The 15184-nt window shown below is 60.2% G+C and carries 17 protein-coding genes; 11 read left to right on the top strand and 6 right to left on the bottom strand.

Annotated features, from left to right (window positions below):
- Positions 1-85 precede the first annotated feature (85 nt).
- Both FHX05_RS15665 and FHX05_RS15660 read left to right on the top strand, forming a co-directional pair.
- Positions 86-709 carry a TetR/AcrR family transcriptional regulator gene (locus FHX05_RS15665; protein WP_183872812.1) on the top strand — a complete coding sequence of 208 codons (624 nt, stop codon included), beginning with the start codon at positions 86-88 and terminating at the stop codon, positions 707-709.
- 254 nt (positions 710-963) lie between these two features.
- Positions 964-1998, top strand: coding sequence for a LacI family DNA-binding transcriptional regulator (locus FHX05_RS15660; protein ID WP_183872810.1), 1035 nt, complete (start codon positions 964-966; stop codon positions 1996-1998).
- Between the two features lie 19 nt (positions 1999-2017).
- Here FHX05_RS15660 and FHX05_RS15655 read toward each other — a convergent pair whose 3' ends face one another.
- Together FHX05_RS15655 and FHX05_RS15650 are read right to left on the bottom strand one after the other, a co-directional pair.
- Entirely contained in the window at positions 2018-2971 is a 954-nt protein-coding gene (locus tag FHX05_RS15655; RefSeq protein WP_183872809.1) for an alpha/beta hydrolase, read from the bottom strand.
- 23 nt (positions 2972-2994) lie between these two features.
- Complete coding sequence (locus FHX05_RS15650; protein WP_183872807.1) at positions 2995-4143, bottom strand: Gfo/Idh/MocA family oxidoreductase; 1149 nt, start codon at positions 4141-4143, stop codon at positions 2995-2997.
- Between the two features lie 174 nt (positions 4144-4317).
- Here FHX05_RS15650 and FHX05_RS15645 point away from each other — a divergent pair, with 174 nt between their 5' ends.
- From FHX05_RS15645 to FHX05_RS15605, 9 genes are read left to right on the top strand one after another with little or no spacing between them, the layout of a single operon-like run.
- Positions 4318-5664 (top strand): ABC transporter substrate-binding protein, encoded by a 1347-nt coding sequence (locus tag FHX05_RS15645; protein ID WP_183872805.1) that lies wholly within the window; start codon positions 4318-4320, stop codon positions 5662-5664.
- Between the two features lies 1 nt (position 5665).
- On the top strand, positions 5666-6598 hold the full coding sequence (locus tag FHX05_RS15640) for a sugar ABC transporter permease (protein WP_246698962.1): 933 nt from the start codon (positions 5666-5668) through the stop codon (positions 6596-6598).
- On the top strand, positions 6595-7431 hold the full coding sequence (locus FHX05_RS15635; RefSeq protein ID WP_112337092.1) for a carbohydrate ABC transporter permease: 837 nt from the start codon (positions 6595-6597) through the stop codon (positions 7429-7431). The genes FHX05_RS15640 and FHX05_RS15635 overlap by 4 nt, the downstream gene beginning before the upstream one ends.
- A 5-nt stretch (positions 7432-7436) precedes the next feature.
- Complete coding sequence (locus FHX05_RS15630; protein ID WP_183872803.1) at positions 7437-8255, top strand: sugar phosphate isomerase/epimerase; 819 nt, start codon at positions 7437-7439, stop codon at positions 8253-8255.
- An 11-nt stretch (positions 8256-8266) separates the two neighbouring features.
- The gene (locus FHX05_RS15625) at positions 8267-9343 is read left to right on the top strand and encodes a Gfo/Idh/MocA family oxidoreductase (RefSeq protein ID WP_112410749.1); all 1077 of its coding nucleotides are present in this window, start codon (positions 8267-8269) and stop codon (positions 9341-9343) included.
- Positions 9343-10161 carry a sugar phosphate isomerase/epimerase gene (locus FHX05_RS15620; RefSeq protein WP_183872801.1) on the top strand — a complete coding sequence of 273 codons (819 nt, stop codon included), beginning with the start codon at positions 9343-9345 and terminating at the stop codon, positions 10159-10161. The genes FHX05_RS15625 and FHX05_RS15620 overlap by 1 nt, the downstream gene beginning before the upstream one ends.
- Positions 10161-10985 (top strand): alpha/beta hydrolase, encoded by an 825-nt coding sequence (locus FHX05_RS15615; RefSeq protein ID WP_183872799.1) that lies wholly within the window; start codon positions 10161-10163, stop codon positions 10983-10985. The genes FHX05_RS15620 and FHX05_RS15615 overlap by 1 nt, the downstream gene beginning before the upstream one ends.
- Entirely contained in the window at positions 10982-11707 is a 726-nt protein-coding gene (locus FHX05_RS15610) for a ribulose-phosphate 3-epimerase (RefSeq protein WP_112401117.1), read from the top strand. The genes FHX05_RS15615 and FHX05_RS15610 overlap by 4 nt, the downstream gene beginning before the upstream one ends.
- On the top strand, positions 11704-12648 hold the full coding sequence (locus tag FHX05_RS15605; RefSeq protein ID WP_183872797.1) for an ROK family protein: 945 nt from the start codon (positions 11704-11706) through the stop codon (positions 12646-12648). The genes FHX05_RS15610 and FHX05_RS15605 overlap by 4 nt, the downstream gene beginning before the upstream one ends.
- Positions 12649-12723: 75 nt before the next feature.
- Here the strand turns inward: FHX05_RS15605 and FHX05_RS15600 are convergent, their stop codons facing one another.
- The 4 genes from FHX05_RS15600 to FHX05_RS15585 form a co-directional block, all read right to left on the bottom strand.
- Positions 12724-13290 carry an invasion associated locus B family protein gene (locus tag FHX05_RS15600; protein WP_210293681.1) on the bottom strand — a complete coding sequence of 189 codons (567 nt, stop codon included), beginning with the start codon at positions 13288-13290 and terminating at the stop codon, positions 12724-12726.
- A 132-nt stretch (positions 13291-13422) separates the two neighbouring features.
- Positions 13423-13896, bottom strand: coding sequence for a DUF4189 domain-containing protein (locus FHX05_RS15595; RefSeq protein WP_112337099.1), 474 nt, complete (start codon positions 13894-13896; stop codon positions 13423-13425).
- 2 nt (positions 13897-13898) lie between these two features.
- Positions 13899-14588 carry a hypothetical protein gene (locus FHX05_RS15590; RefSeq protein ID WP_112337100.1) on the bottom strand — a complete coding sequence of 230 codons (690 nt, stop codon included), beginning with the start codon at positions 14586-14588 and terminating at the stop codon, positions 13899-13901.
- Between the two features lie 13 nt (positions 14589-14601).
- Positions 14602-15177 carry an invasion associated locus B family protein gene (locus FHX05_RS15585; protein ID WP_183712156.1) on the bottom strand — a complete coding sequence of 192 codons (576 nt, stop codon included), beginning with the start codon at positions 15175-15177 and terminating at the stop codon, positions 14602-14604.
- Between the last annotated feature and the right edge of the window lie 7 nt (positions 15178-15184).

Raw genomic sequence — 15184 nt, 5'->3', positions numbered from 1 at the left:
CGGCCGGAGGAATATTATTGACTGACCCATTAGTCAATAGAATTTATCTTGACGCCAAACCGTCAATCACGCTCAAGGTGCGGCCATGACCGATCTAAAGAAGCTGACGCGCGCGGAGCAGAAGGCCCGTCGCCCCGTACAAATCCTGGATGCCGCGTTTGAGGAGTTCGTGGAACGCGGCTATGTCGCAACACGCGTTGAAGATATCGCCAGTAGGGTCGGCGTTACGAAGGGGACCGTCTATGTCTACTTCGAAAACAAGGAACAGCTTTTCGAGGCGATGATCCGGCACATTTCCGGGCCTCTCGAAAACCTCTTGTCAAGCGCGAATGAACTGAAAGGGACCGCCACGGCGCGGCTTCAGCAAAATATCGACCTCATCTACGATCTTATCATCAGGGATCGCAAATTGCGGGAGCTGATGAGGTTCGTCATCGCCGAAGGTTCGCGGTTTCCGCAGATCGTCGACAGGCACCACGACATATTTATCGATCCGCTCGAACGGCAGATGCAGTCCCTTATCGACCAAGGGGTAAAGCTTGGCGAGTTCCGCCAGGCACCGGCGGCGTTCTGCGACGCGGTCGTGGCACCGGCCATTGCCTTTCTATTCTTCAAGCTGCTTTTCGACGAGCGGCGAACCCTGGACAAGGCAAGCTATGTGAAGGCACATATCGATCTCGTCCTGCATGGGCTGCTTGAGCGGCGTTGAACACGCAACGCTCTTTTTCCTTTTGCCGGACATAGTGCCGTAAAATCCACAAACGCCCGGCAGCTCGCTGCAGTTTCGTGTCTTCGTCTTCGGTCTAAATTTAGCACGTAAAATAATAAAATTTACGCGCGTTACCTTTTATGGCGGCGCAAAACGCAAAAGAACTTGCCTGGATCTTACGTTTCCGGTTGCGCTCTCTTCCCTGCAGACGCATAAGGCGTCTGAGATGGGTAACAGGGAATGGCCGAGGTTCGATGGAAAAACTGACGCACAAGACGATGGAGGACTTCGCGAAGTCCTGCGGCGTCTCCCGCCCTACCCTTTCCAAGTATTTTGACGATCCGACCAGCGTGAAACCGGCGACCCGAGCGCTGATCGAGGCGGCACTTCTTTCGTCGGATTACCAACCCAATCTGTATGCGCGAAACCTCAATCGCAAAAGAACCCGCAATATCGGCATCCTGGTTCCAGCCCTTACTGACCCCTTTTATGCCGAAATGGTCAATCGCCTGGAATTGCGGCTACGCAACGAGGGTTATTGGCCGATCGTGTTCTCATCGCACGGATTACCCGAACTGGAAGCAGAAGCCGTCAATACGATGTTGTCGTTGAAGGTGGCCGGTGCGCTTGTCGCACCATTGGGACAGAAATCCGACCCGCGCACCTTTGAAAAACTCGCGCAGAACCTGCCGATCGTCTACTTCGACACCTATATCGAAGGGAGCACGCCGTTCATCGGCAATGACAACTACCAGAGCGTCGCAACGATCGTCGAATATCTCTGCCGGTCCGGGGAAGCGCCGGCCTATCTCGATATACCGCACGTCAATCACAATTCACCCGAAAGGCTGGCAAGCTATATCGCCACCATGGAGGCGGCGGGCGGCGAGCCGCTGGTGATCAGCACCAATGCCGACTACACTTGGGAGTTCGAGCGAATCGGTTACGAACAGATGGATAGCCTGCTCCGGGCAAAGTCTCTTCCCCGCAAAACCATCCTCTGCGCGAATGATCGCCTCGCCTTCGGCGTGATGTCGGCGGCCTTCGCCCATGGGCTCAAAGTAGGGCGCAAAAAGGGTGATCATCTGCGCATAGCAGCGCATGATGACCATCCCTTGAGCCGATACACCTGCCCGCCGCTGACGACGATGGCGCAGGACTTCGCCGCGATGACGGCAAGCGGCGTCAATACGCTGCTGACATTGCTTGGCGACGCGAGTGCGCCGGTTCAGACGATCCCGCACAAGCTCAGCCTGAATGGAACGCTTGTCATGCGGCAGTCGGCCTGAAGCCGCGCCCGCTGTTCATCTACCCAGAGTTAGCCTCGAAGCTGTGCCAGGCTGCTACGGCCGCCTCCACGGCCCGCCGGGCCTCCGCCACGTACCTTCCCATCGACACGAAGCCATGGATCTGTCCCGGCCAATGACGATGCACCATAGGCACGCCTTCTTCCCGCAGCCGCTTGGCATAGGCCATGCCTTCGTCAACCAGAATGTCGTGCCCGGCTGTTGCGACGAAGGCCGGCGCCACCCCGGCGAGGAGGGTTTCAGCCCGTAGCGGCGATACCCTCCAATTGGTGATATCGGCTGTGGTGCGGACGTAATGATCGCGAAACCATCTCATCGTAGCGGCGGTCAAGCCGAAGCCCTCGGCATAGCGGTGGTAGCTATCAGCCACCTGGGTGGCGTCGGTGTTGGGATAGATGAGCAGCTGGGCCGCTATCGGCGCGGCTTCACCGCGGCGCGACATCAATGCCAGAACGGCGGCCAGATTGCCGCCGGCGCTATCGCCGGCGACGGCGATCCGCGCGGGATCGATACCGAGATCTGCAGCAAATTGAACTGCGAATGCCAATGTCGCGGCGCAATCCTTCACGCCGACGGGGAATTTGTGTTCCGGCGCCAGCCGGTAATCGGGGCAGATCACGGTACATTTGCCAATATTGGCGAACCATCGGCAAATTTCGTCGTGCGATTCGAGATTACCGATTACCCAGCCGCCGCCGTGAAAATAGATGAGGCCCGGACCATCCTTCAAAGCTGCGCCGATACCGCGATAGATGCGTAAGGCGATCGGACCATTGGGACCGGTGATCTGGCGATCCTCGACCGAAGCGACGGCCTCTTTTGCACCTTGGAGCATCGGGCAAGCGACATCGTAGTCGATACGAGCCTCTTGAGGTGTACCCGTTTCAAACGGCCGATCGTTCGATCCGCTGGTCATGGCGAGCACGCGCCGGGCGCTTTCATCCAGCTTCTCCATTGATTATCCCTCCTCTGCAGCGATCAGGCGAGAAAACTGCGTGCTTCGTCTTCGTCAAGACGCGGGGGCGGCGTGAATTGCGTGTCGATCCTGACCGACTGTCGGCTTTCACCCGACAGGAGGATAGCCTCCATGATCTCAAGGACATGAAGGGCCAGCTCTCCGGATGCGCGCGATGGCTGGCCCTCCTGCAGTCCTCGCGCGAGGTCTGCGACGCCGAGCATGCGATAATTTGCCCGGTCCGGAGAGTCAAAAGGCCAGTTTTTCGCGCCGTAAAGTTCGCCGTCGCTTTCGAAATCGCGCCAGTCCGCGCCATGCTCGGACAGTGACACGGTTCCGCCGAATGTGTCCGGATCGGGCAAACGCAGTGAACCTTCGGTGCCGTGCAGCTCGATTGGATGATTGGAGTGACGAAAGACGTCCCAGGAGGCACTGAAATTCACGGTCGCGCCGGATTGGAATTCCAAGAGCGACAGGATGTTTGTGGGTGTGCCGACCTTGAAGCGTGTGTTCTTGAACGGGCCGTCGGCGGTGATCAGGCGCTCTTCCTGGCCTTTCGTCGCCATTGCCATGACCCGCACGACCGGGCCAAGCAGGTTCACCATCATCGTCAGATAATAGGGCCCCATATCGAAGACCGGGCCGCCGCCCGGCTGGTAGTAGAATTGCGGATTGGGGTGCCAGTGTTCCATGCCGCGCCCCATTATGAAGGCAGTGCCGCTCACGGGACGGCCGATCGCGCCCTCATCCATTAGGCGCCGCGCCCGGCGGCCTGCCGCGCCGAGGAACGTATCGGGTGCAGATCCCAGCCGCAGTCCGCGCCGCTTCGCTTCCGCCACAAGAATGCGGCCGTCGGCCGCCGACGTCGCAAGCGGCTTTTCGGTGAAGACGTGCTTGTCAGCCGACAGGGCCGACATTGTCACGTCGAAATGGACGGCTGGAACAGTAAGGTTCAGCACGAGATCGACTTCGGGATCGGCCAGCAATTGGTCGACGCTCAAGGCACGAATGCCATATTCGCGGGCACGCAAGGCCGCGGCATCGGCGGATATATCGGCGCAGGCGCGCAATTCGACGCCGGCAAACAGCGCCGCATTGCGCAGATACGTCATCGAGATGTTACCGCAGCCGATAACGCCGATGCCGAGTTTAGCTTTTGAATTGCCAGCCATATTACCCATTCCTCCCTATCCACCGCATCTGTCGCCGCGCTTCGGCTCATCCGAACGATGACTCCGGGGTCGATTTAAAGCATCTTATTTCTTGACGCGCGACAAATTTTTATAAAACATATGCGAATACTGGCGCGGAGGTTTGGAGGTCGCCGGTCTTCCTGGGAGGGAAACATGACAGATATCAAGAAGACGCCGGCTCACGCCAAGAGTGCCGGACAATCGATAATGCTTGATCGTCGTCAGCTAGTGCTGGGTGCCGCCGGCACCGCCATCGGTACGGCAATGCTTGGTGTTGCCTCAGGCCTGGGCATCCGCCCGGCACGCGCGGCCGATCGGACGGAAATCAGCTTTGCCAGCGCCAGCTTCTTCGGCAAGGAAGGTCTTGGCGATCTCGTCAAGGCTTTCAACGAGTCGCAAAGCCGCATCACCGTCAAGTTCATCGAACTGCCGCCGCCGAGTTCGTCGACGGAAGTCTATCAGGGCCTCGTTCAGCAACTCGCCCGCCGCAACGGAACGCCCGACGTCTTCAGCCAGGACGTCATCTGGATCGCCGGTTTTGCGTCTGCCGGCTGGGCGCTGCCGCTTGACGAATATTTCCCGAAGGACAAGCGCGCCGATTATTTCCCCGGCACGGTGGCTGCCTGCACCTACGGCGGCAAGCTGACCGCACTGCCATGGTTCGTCGATTCCGGCATGTTCTACTATCGCAAGGACCTGGTGGAAAAGCACGGCGGCAAGGTGCCGGAAACCTGGGCCGACATGGCGACGATGGCGGCAGAGGCGCAAAAGGCCGGCGATGCCAAATTCGGTTATCTCTGGCAGGGCAAGCAGGCCGAGGTTCTGGTCTGCGATGCGGTGGAAATCATTGCATCCAATGGCGGCTCCATCCTTTCCGCCGACGGAAAATCCTCCGTCATCGGCGACGATGACGCCGTTGCCGCGATCCAGTTCCTGTATGACACCATCAACAAGACGAAGATCAGCCCTCAGAACGTGCTCTCCTGGGACGAGGAGCCATCTCGCCAGCCGTTCACCTCGGGTGAGGCGATGTTCATGCGCAACTGGTCCTATGTCTATCCGATTGCGCAGGACCCGAAAGCCTCGCATGTGGTCGACAAGGTCGCCGTCGCGCCGTTGCCGCATTTTGCCGGCGGCAAGAGCTCGGCATGCCTCGGCGGCTACCAGCTCGGCGTCAATGCCAACTCCAAGAAGCGGGAAGCGGCGATCGAATTCCTGACCTGGATGTCTTCACCCGAAACCCAGACCCGACTTGCCCTTAATTTCGGTCTTGCGCCCTCGCGCCCCGGCATCTTCCAGAACGCGAAGCTGAAGGCCGAACAGCCGTTCATGGCGAGCCTTCAGAACGTCTTCACCGGGGCCACGCCGCGGCCGATCACGCCGCAATATGCCAAGGTGACGTTGGCACTGCAGTCCAGCATCTCGAAGGCACTGGTCAGCGGCAACGTCAAGGCGGAACTGCAGGCGGCTGCGGCCCAGATCAACAAGATCGTCGGTTGACATGGCAGTAACGATGACGGCTGCCGTTTCCGGGCAAACATCGGGCAAGTCGGGGGCGCTCTCAAGCGCCCTCTGGCCCTGGCTGTTGCTGCTGCCGGCATTTCTCTCGCTCGCATCGGTATCCTTCTATCCGATCGTCAACGGCGTCTATCTGTCCTTCACCAACCGCTCGCTGATTACCCAGGACAATGATTTCGTCGGTATCGCCAATTATGTGCAGCTGCTGGCCGACCCGCCATTCTGGAATGCCTGGTGGCACACGATCTGGTTTACGCTGGTCTCGACCTTGCTCGAGACGTTCATCGGCCTGGCGATGGCGCTGATCCTTTGCGAGACCTTCGCCGGCCGGGGCATAATCCGCGCCGCCATGCTCGTGCCCTGGGCCATGCCGACCGTGGTGACGTCGAAAATGTTCGGCTGGCTCTTCGACGGTCAGCACGGCATCATCAATTTCATCCTCCTGCATGCCGGACTCATCAACCAGAACGTCAATTGGTACGGCTCGCCCGACACGGCGCTGACGACGATCATTCTTGCCGATGTTTGGAAGACCACGCCATTCATGGCGCTCCTGTTGCTGACCGGGCTGCAAACGGTTCCGAAATCGCTGATCGAGGCGGCACGCATCGATGGTGCCGGAGCCTGGACGATCTTCTGGCATATCCGCCTACCGCTCCTGATGCCGACGCTGCTGATCGCCGGGCTCTTCCGTGCGCTCGATGCCTTCCGCGTCTTCGATCTCGTCTATGTGCTGACGGGCGGCGGTCCGGCCGATTCCACCGAGACGCTTTCGACCCTTTCCTACAAGGTGCTCTTTTCGACGCTTCAGTTCGGCTACGGCTCGGCGGTCTCGACCGCCATGTTCATCACCGAGGGGCTGATCGCTATCGGCTTCTGCGTCTTCCTCGTGCGCCAGATCAGGAGGACGACATGAACGGAGAACGCTCAGTCTTCCAGAACATCCTCATCTATCTCGGCGCCCTGTTCATCCTCATCTGGTCCGCCGGCCCGTTCATCTGGCAATTTTCGACATCGCTCCAGCTCGACAAGGCACTGACCGAGGGGACGCCCTCGCTCATACCGAACCCGTTCACTCTGGAGCACTACTACAACGCCTTCGTCGAAAAAGGCCTGCATCATTACGTGCTGAATTCGCTCGTCGTTTCCCTTGCGACCACCGCCCTATGCTTGATCGTCGGTTCGCTCGCTGCCTTTTCGCTATCGCGCCTCGATGTGAAGGGGCGTTTCGGCATCCTGACGGTCATCCTTTCGGTATCGATGTTTCCGCAGATCGCCCTCGTCGGACCGCTCTATCTCATCGCCTCCGATCTCGGGCTGCTCGATACCTATACGGCGCTGATCATCACCTATCTTGCGCTCGGATTGCCGCTGGTGACCTGGGTACTGTTCGGCTATTTCGAAACGCTTCCGCGCGAAATCGACGAGGCAGCCCGCATAGACGGCGTCGGCCCTCTCGGCCTGCTCTGGCATATCATCCTGCCGATGTCGTTGCCGAGCCTTGTCACGACCGGCCTGCTTGCCTTCATCACCGCTTGGAACGAGTTCCTGTTCGCGCTGGCCTTCACCTCGGACAGCGACAGCCAGACGATTCCGGTCGGCATCGCCAATTTCACCAACCAATATTATGTGCCTTGGGGAGACATCGCAGCCGCATCGGCCGTCGTCACCGTGCCGCTCATTATCTTGGTGCTCTTCTTCCAACGACACATCATCGAAGGCCTGACCCAAGGCGGAATCAAGGAATAGCGGGAATGCGCAAGGACATAAAAGTCGGCTGCCAGACATTCACATGGGAAATGCTCGGCAATGCCTGGACAGGAACGGCTGACGACCTGCTGTCGGCGATTTCCGCAGGCGGTTACTCCGGCATCGAAATCACCGACACCATGATCGGCCGTTATGGCGCGGACCCGCATGCTTTCGCAAATGCATTGCGAGATTGCGGCTTGACGCTCGTCTCCTTCGCCTTCGGTTCGAAGAGCGGCTTTACGGTGGCCGACGCGATAAAGAATGACCTGGCGACGGCCAAGCGCTGGATCGATTATGCAGCGCACTTTCCCGGCGCACTCATTTCCATCGGCTCGGCGACCGTCGTTTCCGACGGTCCGCGAGACGACAAGTTCGCCATTGCCGGCGAGTTCTACAATCGTGCGGGAGAGCTTGGCAAGGCCGCCGGCGTCGAGGTCGCAGTACATCCGAGCTCGCATCACAATACGCTGCTGTTCGACCGTGCCGATTACGACCGCATCTTCACACTCCTCGACCCCAATCTGGTCGGCTGGGTACCGGATACCGGCCATATCCTGCGGGGGCATGCCGACATGCTTGATACGATGCGTACCTATCAGAACCGTATCCGCTACCTGCATCTGAAAGATGTCGATGCGCAGGGCCGATGGGCGATGCTCGGCAAGGGCGTTCTCGATACGCCGGCCGTGATCGACCTCGTCTCCGTCGCTCCCCATTTCAATGGCTGGCTAGTGCTGGAAGAGGAATCTGAGTCGGCCGGCGCCGACCCTGCCACTGCGATCAAAGCCAATCGCCAAACCATGCGCGGCTACGGCGCATAAGGAAGAAGACCATGATCGAAAAGGAAAGTCGCCGTCTTCGCGTGGGAGTCCTCGGCTGCGGGCCGATCGCGCAATTCGCGCATCTGGAATCCTGCGTCAAGGCGCGGAATGCCGATCTTTATGCGATCTGCGACGCGGCCCCCGATCTTCTGGCCCGCATGAGCGCGACCTATGAACCGCAGAAGATGTACGGCGATTATGACGCCATGCTGGCCGATCCCGAGCTGGAGGCCGTAATCGTCGCGACGTCCGACGCCTATCACGTGCCGATGTCGATCAAGGCCCTGGAAGCCGGAAAGCACGTGCTCTGCGAAAAGCCGATCGGCGTGTCGGTCGAGGAAGGGCAGCAGCTTGCCGAGGCCGTGCGCCGGTCCGGAAAGATCCTGCAGGTCGGGCATATGAAACGCTTCGATCCGGCGCTCGAGGCAGCGCGCGATTTCGTGCGCGACGATATAGGCCAGATCTTTGCGATGAAGGCCTGGTATTGCGATTCCACCCACCGCTACACCAATACGGATGCGGTGCAGCCCCTGCCCGTTACCAGCAAGCTTGCACGCAAACCATCAGGCAATCCCAAGGCCGATCTCCGGCAATATTTCATGCTGGCGCATGGCTCGCATCTGGTCGATACCGCACGCTTCTTCTGCGGCGAGATCATTGCCGTTCGCGCCCGGCTTCTGGAACGCGCCGGTGCCTATTGCTGGTTCGTGGAAACCGAATTTGCCAACGGCGCCCTCGGTCATCTGGACCTGACGGTTGCGGTGCGCATGGACTGGCATGAAGGTTTCCAGCTTTACGGCGAAAACGGCTCCGTTCTCGCAAAGACCTTCAATCCCTGGTATTTCCGCTCGAGCGAAGTGGAAATCTTTCACGAGAAGGATGCGACAAGCCGGAAGCCGCTCGGCGCCGACGGCCATTTCTTCCGCCGGCAGTTGGAGGGGCTCGCCGACACGGCGCTAAACGGCGCGCCGATGCGCGGCGCAAATGTCGACGACGGCCTGGCCTCCATCCGCGCGATGGTGGCGATCGCCCGGTCGGTGGAACGGGGCGAGCGTGTCGAGCTCGCATCGGTTTCGGGAGCGGTCTGATGCAAATCGGCATATTCGCCAAGACCTTTCCCGGAACGGAGCCGCTCGGCGTTCTCTCGGCCGTGCGGGATAGCGGTTACGCATGCGCGCAGTTCAATCTTGCCTGCTGCGGTCTCCCGTCTATGCCCGATACCGTTTCGAAAGAAACGATCGCTGCGATCCGGGCAGCCGTCGAGGCGGCGGGTATCTCGCTCGCTGCTCTGTCGGGCACCTACAATATGGCTCACCCCGATATTGCCGCTCGCCGATCGGGCCTCGCCCAGCTCGCCGTCATCATCGAAACGGCGGCCGCACTCTCGATTCCGCTGGTGACGCTTTGCACCGGAACGCGCGACCCGAACGACCAATGGGCACATCATCCCGACAATGGCGATGCTTCCGCCTGGGCCGACATGGCCGCTGAAATGTCGAAGGCCCTGGAGCTGGCGGAACGGCATGGCGTCGATCTTGGCATCGAGCCGGAACAGGCCAATATCGTCACCTCGGCAAGCGACGCCCGGCGGCTGATCGACGAGATGGGATCGCCGCGGCTGCGCATCGTGCTTGATCCGGCCAATCTTTTCGAGCAGGCGCCGCGGGCGCAAGCGCGGGCGATCGTCGCAGAGGCGGTCGAAATCTCCGCCGATCATATCGCCCTGGCACATGCCAAGGATCGTCACGGCGATGGTCGCTTCGCGACCGTCGGCCAAGGCGTGGTGGATTTTGCCGATTTCATCGCGCGGCTGCGTTCGGTGAATTTCGACGGACCGCTCGTGACACATGGCCTTTCGGCTTCCGAAGCATCCGGCGTAGCCCGCTTTCTCAAGGCGCTGATCTGATGGGACAGAAATCGTTCAAGCGCGGCGATGCGGAACTGGCCATCTATGAGGATGGACAGGGGCTTCCGGTCATCTTCCAACACGGTCTTGGCGGCGATGAGGCGCAGGTCGCGCAGAATGTCCCCACCTCGGCTATTCACCGACTGACGTTGGAATGCCGCGGGCACGGCGCATCCTCGCTCGGCAATGCGCGACCCTTTTCGATCCGCATGTTTGCCGAGGACGTTCTGGCCGCGGCCACCGAATATCGGTTCGATCGCTTCGTCATCGGCGGCATTTCGATGGGAGCGGCCATTGCCCTACACCTCGCCCATCATCACCGCCACCGGGTTGCCGGGCTCGTTCTCGTGCGCCCCGCCTGGACCTTCGAGGCATCGCCAGGCAATCTCACGCCGATCCGCGCCGTGGCCGCTTTGATCCGTTCACATCCGATCGAGGAAGCCAAAAACCGTTTTGTCGCCTCTGAGACCGGACGACGGATCGCTGCGGAGGCGCCGGACAACTTCTCTTCCCTGCTCGGTTATTTCGACAGGCCGGATGCTCTCGCCTTTGCCTCCGTTCTGGCTGACATTGCCGCAGACGGACCGGATGTGTCCGAGGCAGCCGCTGCCGCTCTTAGCGTGCCCACTCTGATCATCGGCAGCCGGCACGACGCGATCCATCCGCTCTCCTGCGCGCAGACGCTCGCCAATGTCATTCCAGGCGCAAGCTTTGTCGAAGTTACCGCCAAGGCCATCGACAAAGGCAGGCATTTTGCTGAGGTCCAAGACGCCATCGCGCATTTTCTAGCAGCCCAAACACCCCGGAGTTTCATTCCATCATGACGTCCAGACCCCTTTCCGGCCCGGCGGCCATCGCAGCGCTTCCCCGCAACAGGTTGCTGGGCGAATTCTCGCTCTGGTCGGCTGATCTTGCCAATATGGAAACCGATCTCAAGCGCATAGAGCCTTATGTCGACTTGCATCACATCGATGTCGCCGATGCGCGCTTTACGCCGGGCTTCCTGTTCTTTCCGGATTTCGTTGCACGCATCGCCAAGTCGACCGCCAAACCGATCCACGTCCATCTCATGGTCGAGGCTGAAATCGTCGAGGAGCAGACGCGCCAGTTCATAGAAGCGGGCGCGGATTTGATCAGCGTCCATGCTGAAAACGGTGATGCAGGCTTGCGCGCAATTGCACTTGCCAGGGATCTGGGTGCCGAAGCCGGCGTGGTGCTGCGGCTGGAAACGCCCGTATCGGCGATCGACCCCTTCATCGATCATGTCGCCTTCGTGACGCTGCTCGGAACCTCGATCGGCGTCAAGGGACAAAGCCTTTCCGAAAAAGCCTGCGACCGGCTGATCGAAGCGCGCTCTCTGCTGAGGAAGGCAGGCCGCGAAGATCGGATCATACTCGCAGCCGACGGCGGCATTCGCGAACAAACGGTGCCGCTTCTGCGCCAAGCAGGCGCGCAGACGGTCGTTCTCGGATCGCTGGCATTCGGCGACAAGAATCTTGCCGACCGGATCGCCTGGCTGCATGGACTGGAGAGCCGGGTTTCGTGAAAAAGGTCGCTCTTGCATTCGATCTCGGTGGAACGGAGCTTCGCGCCGCGCTTATCGATGATGCGGGATGCCTTCTGTCGTTCTCGTCGCTGTCGACGGACGCGGCCGGCGGCCCCGCCGCCGTCATCCGCCAGATCGAACAGCTGGCCGAAACGGTGCTGGCGCAAACGCCTGGTCTTTCGCCGATAGGGATTGGGATCGGCGCCCCCGGCCCGCTCGATCCGGACGCCGGTGTCGTCATTGCCGCCCCGACGCTCGTCGGATGGCATGAGGTTCCGTTGGCAGACATTCTCCACGGCCACTTCCGGCTGCCTGTGCGGCTTGAAAACGATGCAAACGCGGCAGCGCTCGGCGAATGGCGATATGGCGCCGGCCGCGGGACGGAATCGATGGTGTTCGTCACGGTATCGACCGGTATCGGCGGCGGCGTGATTGCCGATGGCCGTATCCTGCATGGCAGACGGGGCCTGGCTGCCGAGATCGGCCACATGACGATCACGAGCGAGGGCGAACGTTGCTTTTGCGGCGCGGTCGGCTGCTTCGAAGCCGTCGCCTCCGGCACGGCGCTCGGCAGGCGGGCAACGGCCTGCACCAGGCCGTCAGACGGATCGATGCTGCGCAAGCTCGCCGCCGATGCCGATGTAACCGGACGACACGTCGTTGAAGCCGCGCGAGAGGGCGACGCTGATGCATTGGCGCTGCTGACTGACGAGGCGCGCTTGCTGGGGATCGGCTTTACGAACCTGCTTCACCTCTATTCGCCGGACGTGCTTGTTATGGGCGGAGGAATTTCGCATGGCTTCGATCTTCTGCACGATCAAATGGTGATGACAGTTCGCGAGCGCGCCATGCCTGCCTATCGCGACGTGCCGATCGTTGCCGCACAACTCGGACGCCATGCCGGCTTGATCGGCGCGGCGAGCCTCATCTTCGACGGCTAGCTGCTGGCAGACAGCTCGCTGCCCAGGAAATAGCTCATCGGATCTTCGGCGCGAGCCGCCCGCACCGTGCACTTCCTATCGGCTGGCCAATGCAACAACGCGATCGGCAGCCGCTGAAAAGCCTTGCAGGGACACCTGGAAGCCCAAAGCATTGCCGCCATCGGCAACAACCTTGAGGTTCAAGCGGGAGCCGGTTCGCAATTTGGCAAGTGTCGGAGCATCGATCGGAAGCAAGGCTATGCAGCCGTTCGGCAGGCAGGTGCGAAAGCGCACCGGCTTCAAGGGAGGCTGATCGTCGATATTCGGCGTGACACCCGAGTCGAGGACAATTCCGAACGGCAACAGCAGCGTCGCAAGCGCACTGCCATCGGGACGCATCTGCATCTCGACGGCGAGCAATCTTTGACCGTTCTGCTGAGTTTGATCTTGCGAGAGCGCACAAGAAGGTGCCTTATCGCGCTGATTGCACGCAACATGCCAGTCCTGATACGTCTCCTGCAGGCTGGATGCACCGTTCGGCAGGGCCGATTGGGCAAAGGCCGCAGGTGCAAGCATCAGAGCAAAGCTCGCGGAGATGAAGGCGAGCACCGCATAAGAAATGCGGCCGATTGTCCGAAGTGAAATGAATGCGGAATTTGACAAGGGATAAGATCTCTCAGCTTTGAAATGCGACCTTATGCAATCGTTTCCGCAAAGGCCAGGATGAAGAACTAGCGTCGGCAGCCACCCTTCGACGCGAACCGATCGCCCAAGGGCGATCTCGCGCGGAGGCGCTTACGTGCATACCCATTCCCGCACGCTGCAGCGGGAGCCGGAGCCCTCGCATGCCTTGAGCGCGAGATCTTCAGCTTCGCGGCGTGTCGGCGCCGAATTTGCGCCCCACGGAGTGACGCGCTTGCCGCCTTCCTTGCCGGTGGCAAGCGCGCCGCAATGATTGTATGGAAAGCCGGTCTTATCGTCGTCATCCCAGTGACGATGATTGCGGAAGACACTGACGACGACGCAGCTTTTACCCTTATCCCGCTCGCAATGCTTGAGAGCGATATCCATGGCTTCCTGGCGTTTGTCGGCTCCCCAGAAGAAGCCATATTTTTCATCAGGTGCGGAATAGGCGATGGCTGCCCATATGCCGCGCTCGTCAGGCGGGGGAGCCGGCGGCTGCTCAGTCGTGAAGAGATCGGCAGCCCACGGATGGGCGGCGGAGACAAGAAGCATGCCTATCGCTGAAATCGCGGATTTCAATCTCATGTTTAGCTCCCTTGCTTTCCTGCTGCCGAAGCTACGGAAATGACGACGCAGCCGCTTCCTGTCGGCAAAAGCATGGCATCGCCACCATCGTTGCCGAGCTGGTAGACACCGACCTGGTCGAGATTGTTGACGAGCTTGCTTCCGTTCGGGAACTTGGCCGAAACTTCCGGGCAAGACATTGTGAACGGTGCGACCCGAACCATTGCTCCTTCGCAGCCGGATGCGACCGGTGCTGCAAATACGATGCCGGCGGCCGGACCGCTATAGCCCTGCGTGGCATAGTTCATGCCCACAAGTGCCTGCACGGCATGCTTGTCGGCTGCCTCCTTGTTCCACACCGATTGGACATTGTACTGCGTGCCGTTGGTCAGCAGCTGCCCTAGAACGGGGAAAATCGTCGAACAGGAATGCAGTCCGGCCTGCTTGGCGTGCTGCAGGAACGGCGTATCGGGCAGCGCCTGATTGGCGTCGTTCGCTGCAGCGACCGCCGGCTGGGAGAGAAGATTACCCAAGACATCATATCGGACGGCGGCATAGCCGCCAGCGGCGACGATTGCGATCGCCAGCACCGAAAGGGCGGCGGTCTTTCGCCAGCTTCGCTTTGGCTCGGCTTGCTCGACCGCCAGGTTCTGAATTGCGGCATCCTTGGTGTTTCGCGACATGATGCGATCGTGAATTGATTGCTGGGTCATTGAAATCCATCCGTCACTTTATCGCCTTTACGGCTGTGGAAAGGCCTTTGAGATTTGCGGTCACGCTGATCGTCCTCCCATCCGCTGTCGGATAGGAAACCGTTGGCGCCGTACTTTTGGAAATCTGCTCGCGCAGTAGGGGTCCGACCGGCAGCATGCCGACGCACACCGTGTTGTTGCAGCCGTTGAACCGGACCTGTATCGGCTCCTTGCGGCCCTCGAATTGCAACAGGATACCGCCGTCGCTTTTGGCAACCGGGGCAGCGCGCAAGATCATATAGGGATCGCCCTTTTTCGTCGCTGCGAGCGACCAGCTGAATGCGACCTGCCCGGCATCGTTCTCGATGATCTGGGTGACGTTGCAGACCCGCTGGCGAATTTTGAGATTTTCGTCGCAAATCAGCGTCCAGTTCTCGAAGGGACGAATGGTCCGCTGATAGTCGCCAAGCTTCACCTCCCCGGGAACAACGACCTCGGAAGGTTTTATACGAAACGCGGGAGAGGCAGCATCCTGTCCGGCTGCAATCGAGCCGAACAGGAGCATGCACATCAGGAAAGTCGGGACGCCGTAAAGCGTTCCTTTGATCATGACAGCC

This window comes from Rhizobium sp. BK491 (assembly GCF_014194925.1).
In the GTDB taxonomy this organism is placed as follows: Bacteria; Pseudomonadota; Alphaproteobacteria; order Rhizobiales; family Rhizobiaceae; genus Rhizobium.
The sequence above is the reverse complement of the archived record's forward strand: the minus strand, read 5'-3'. Positions and strand labels throughout refer to the sequence as shown.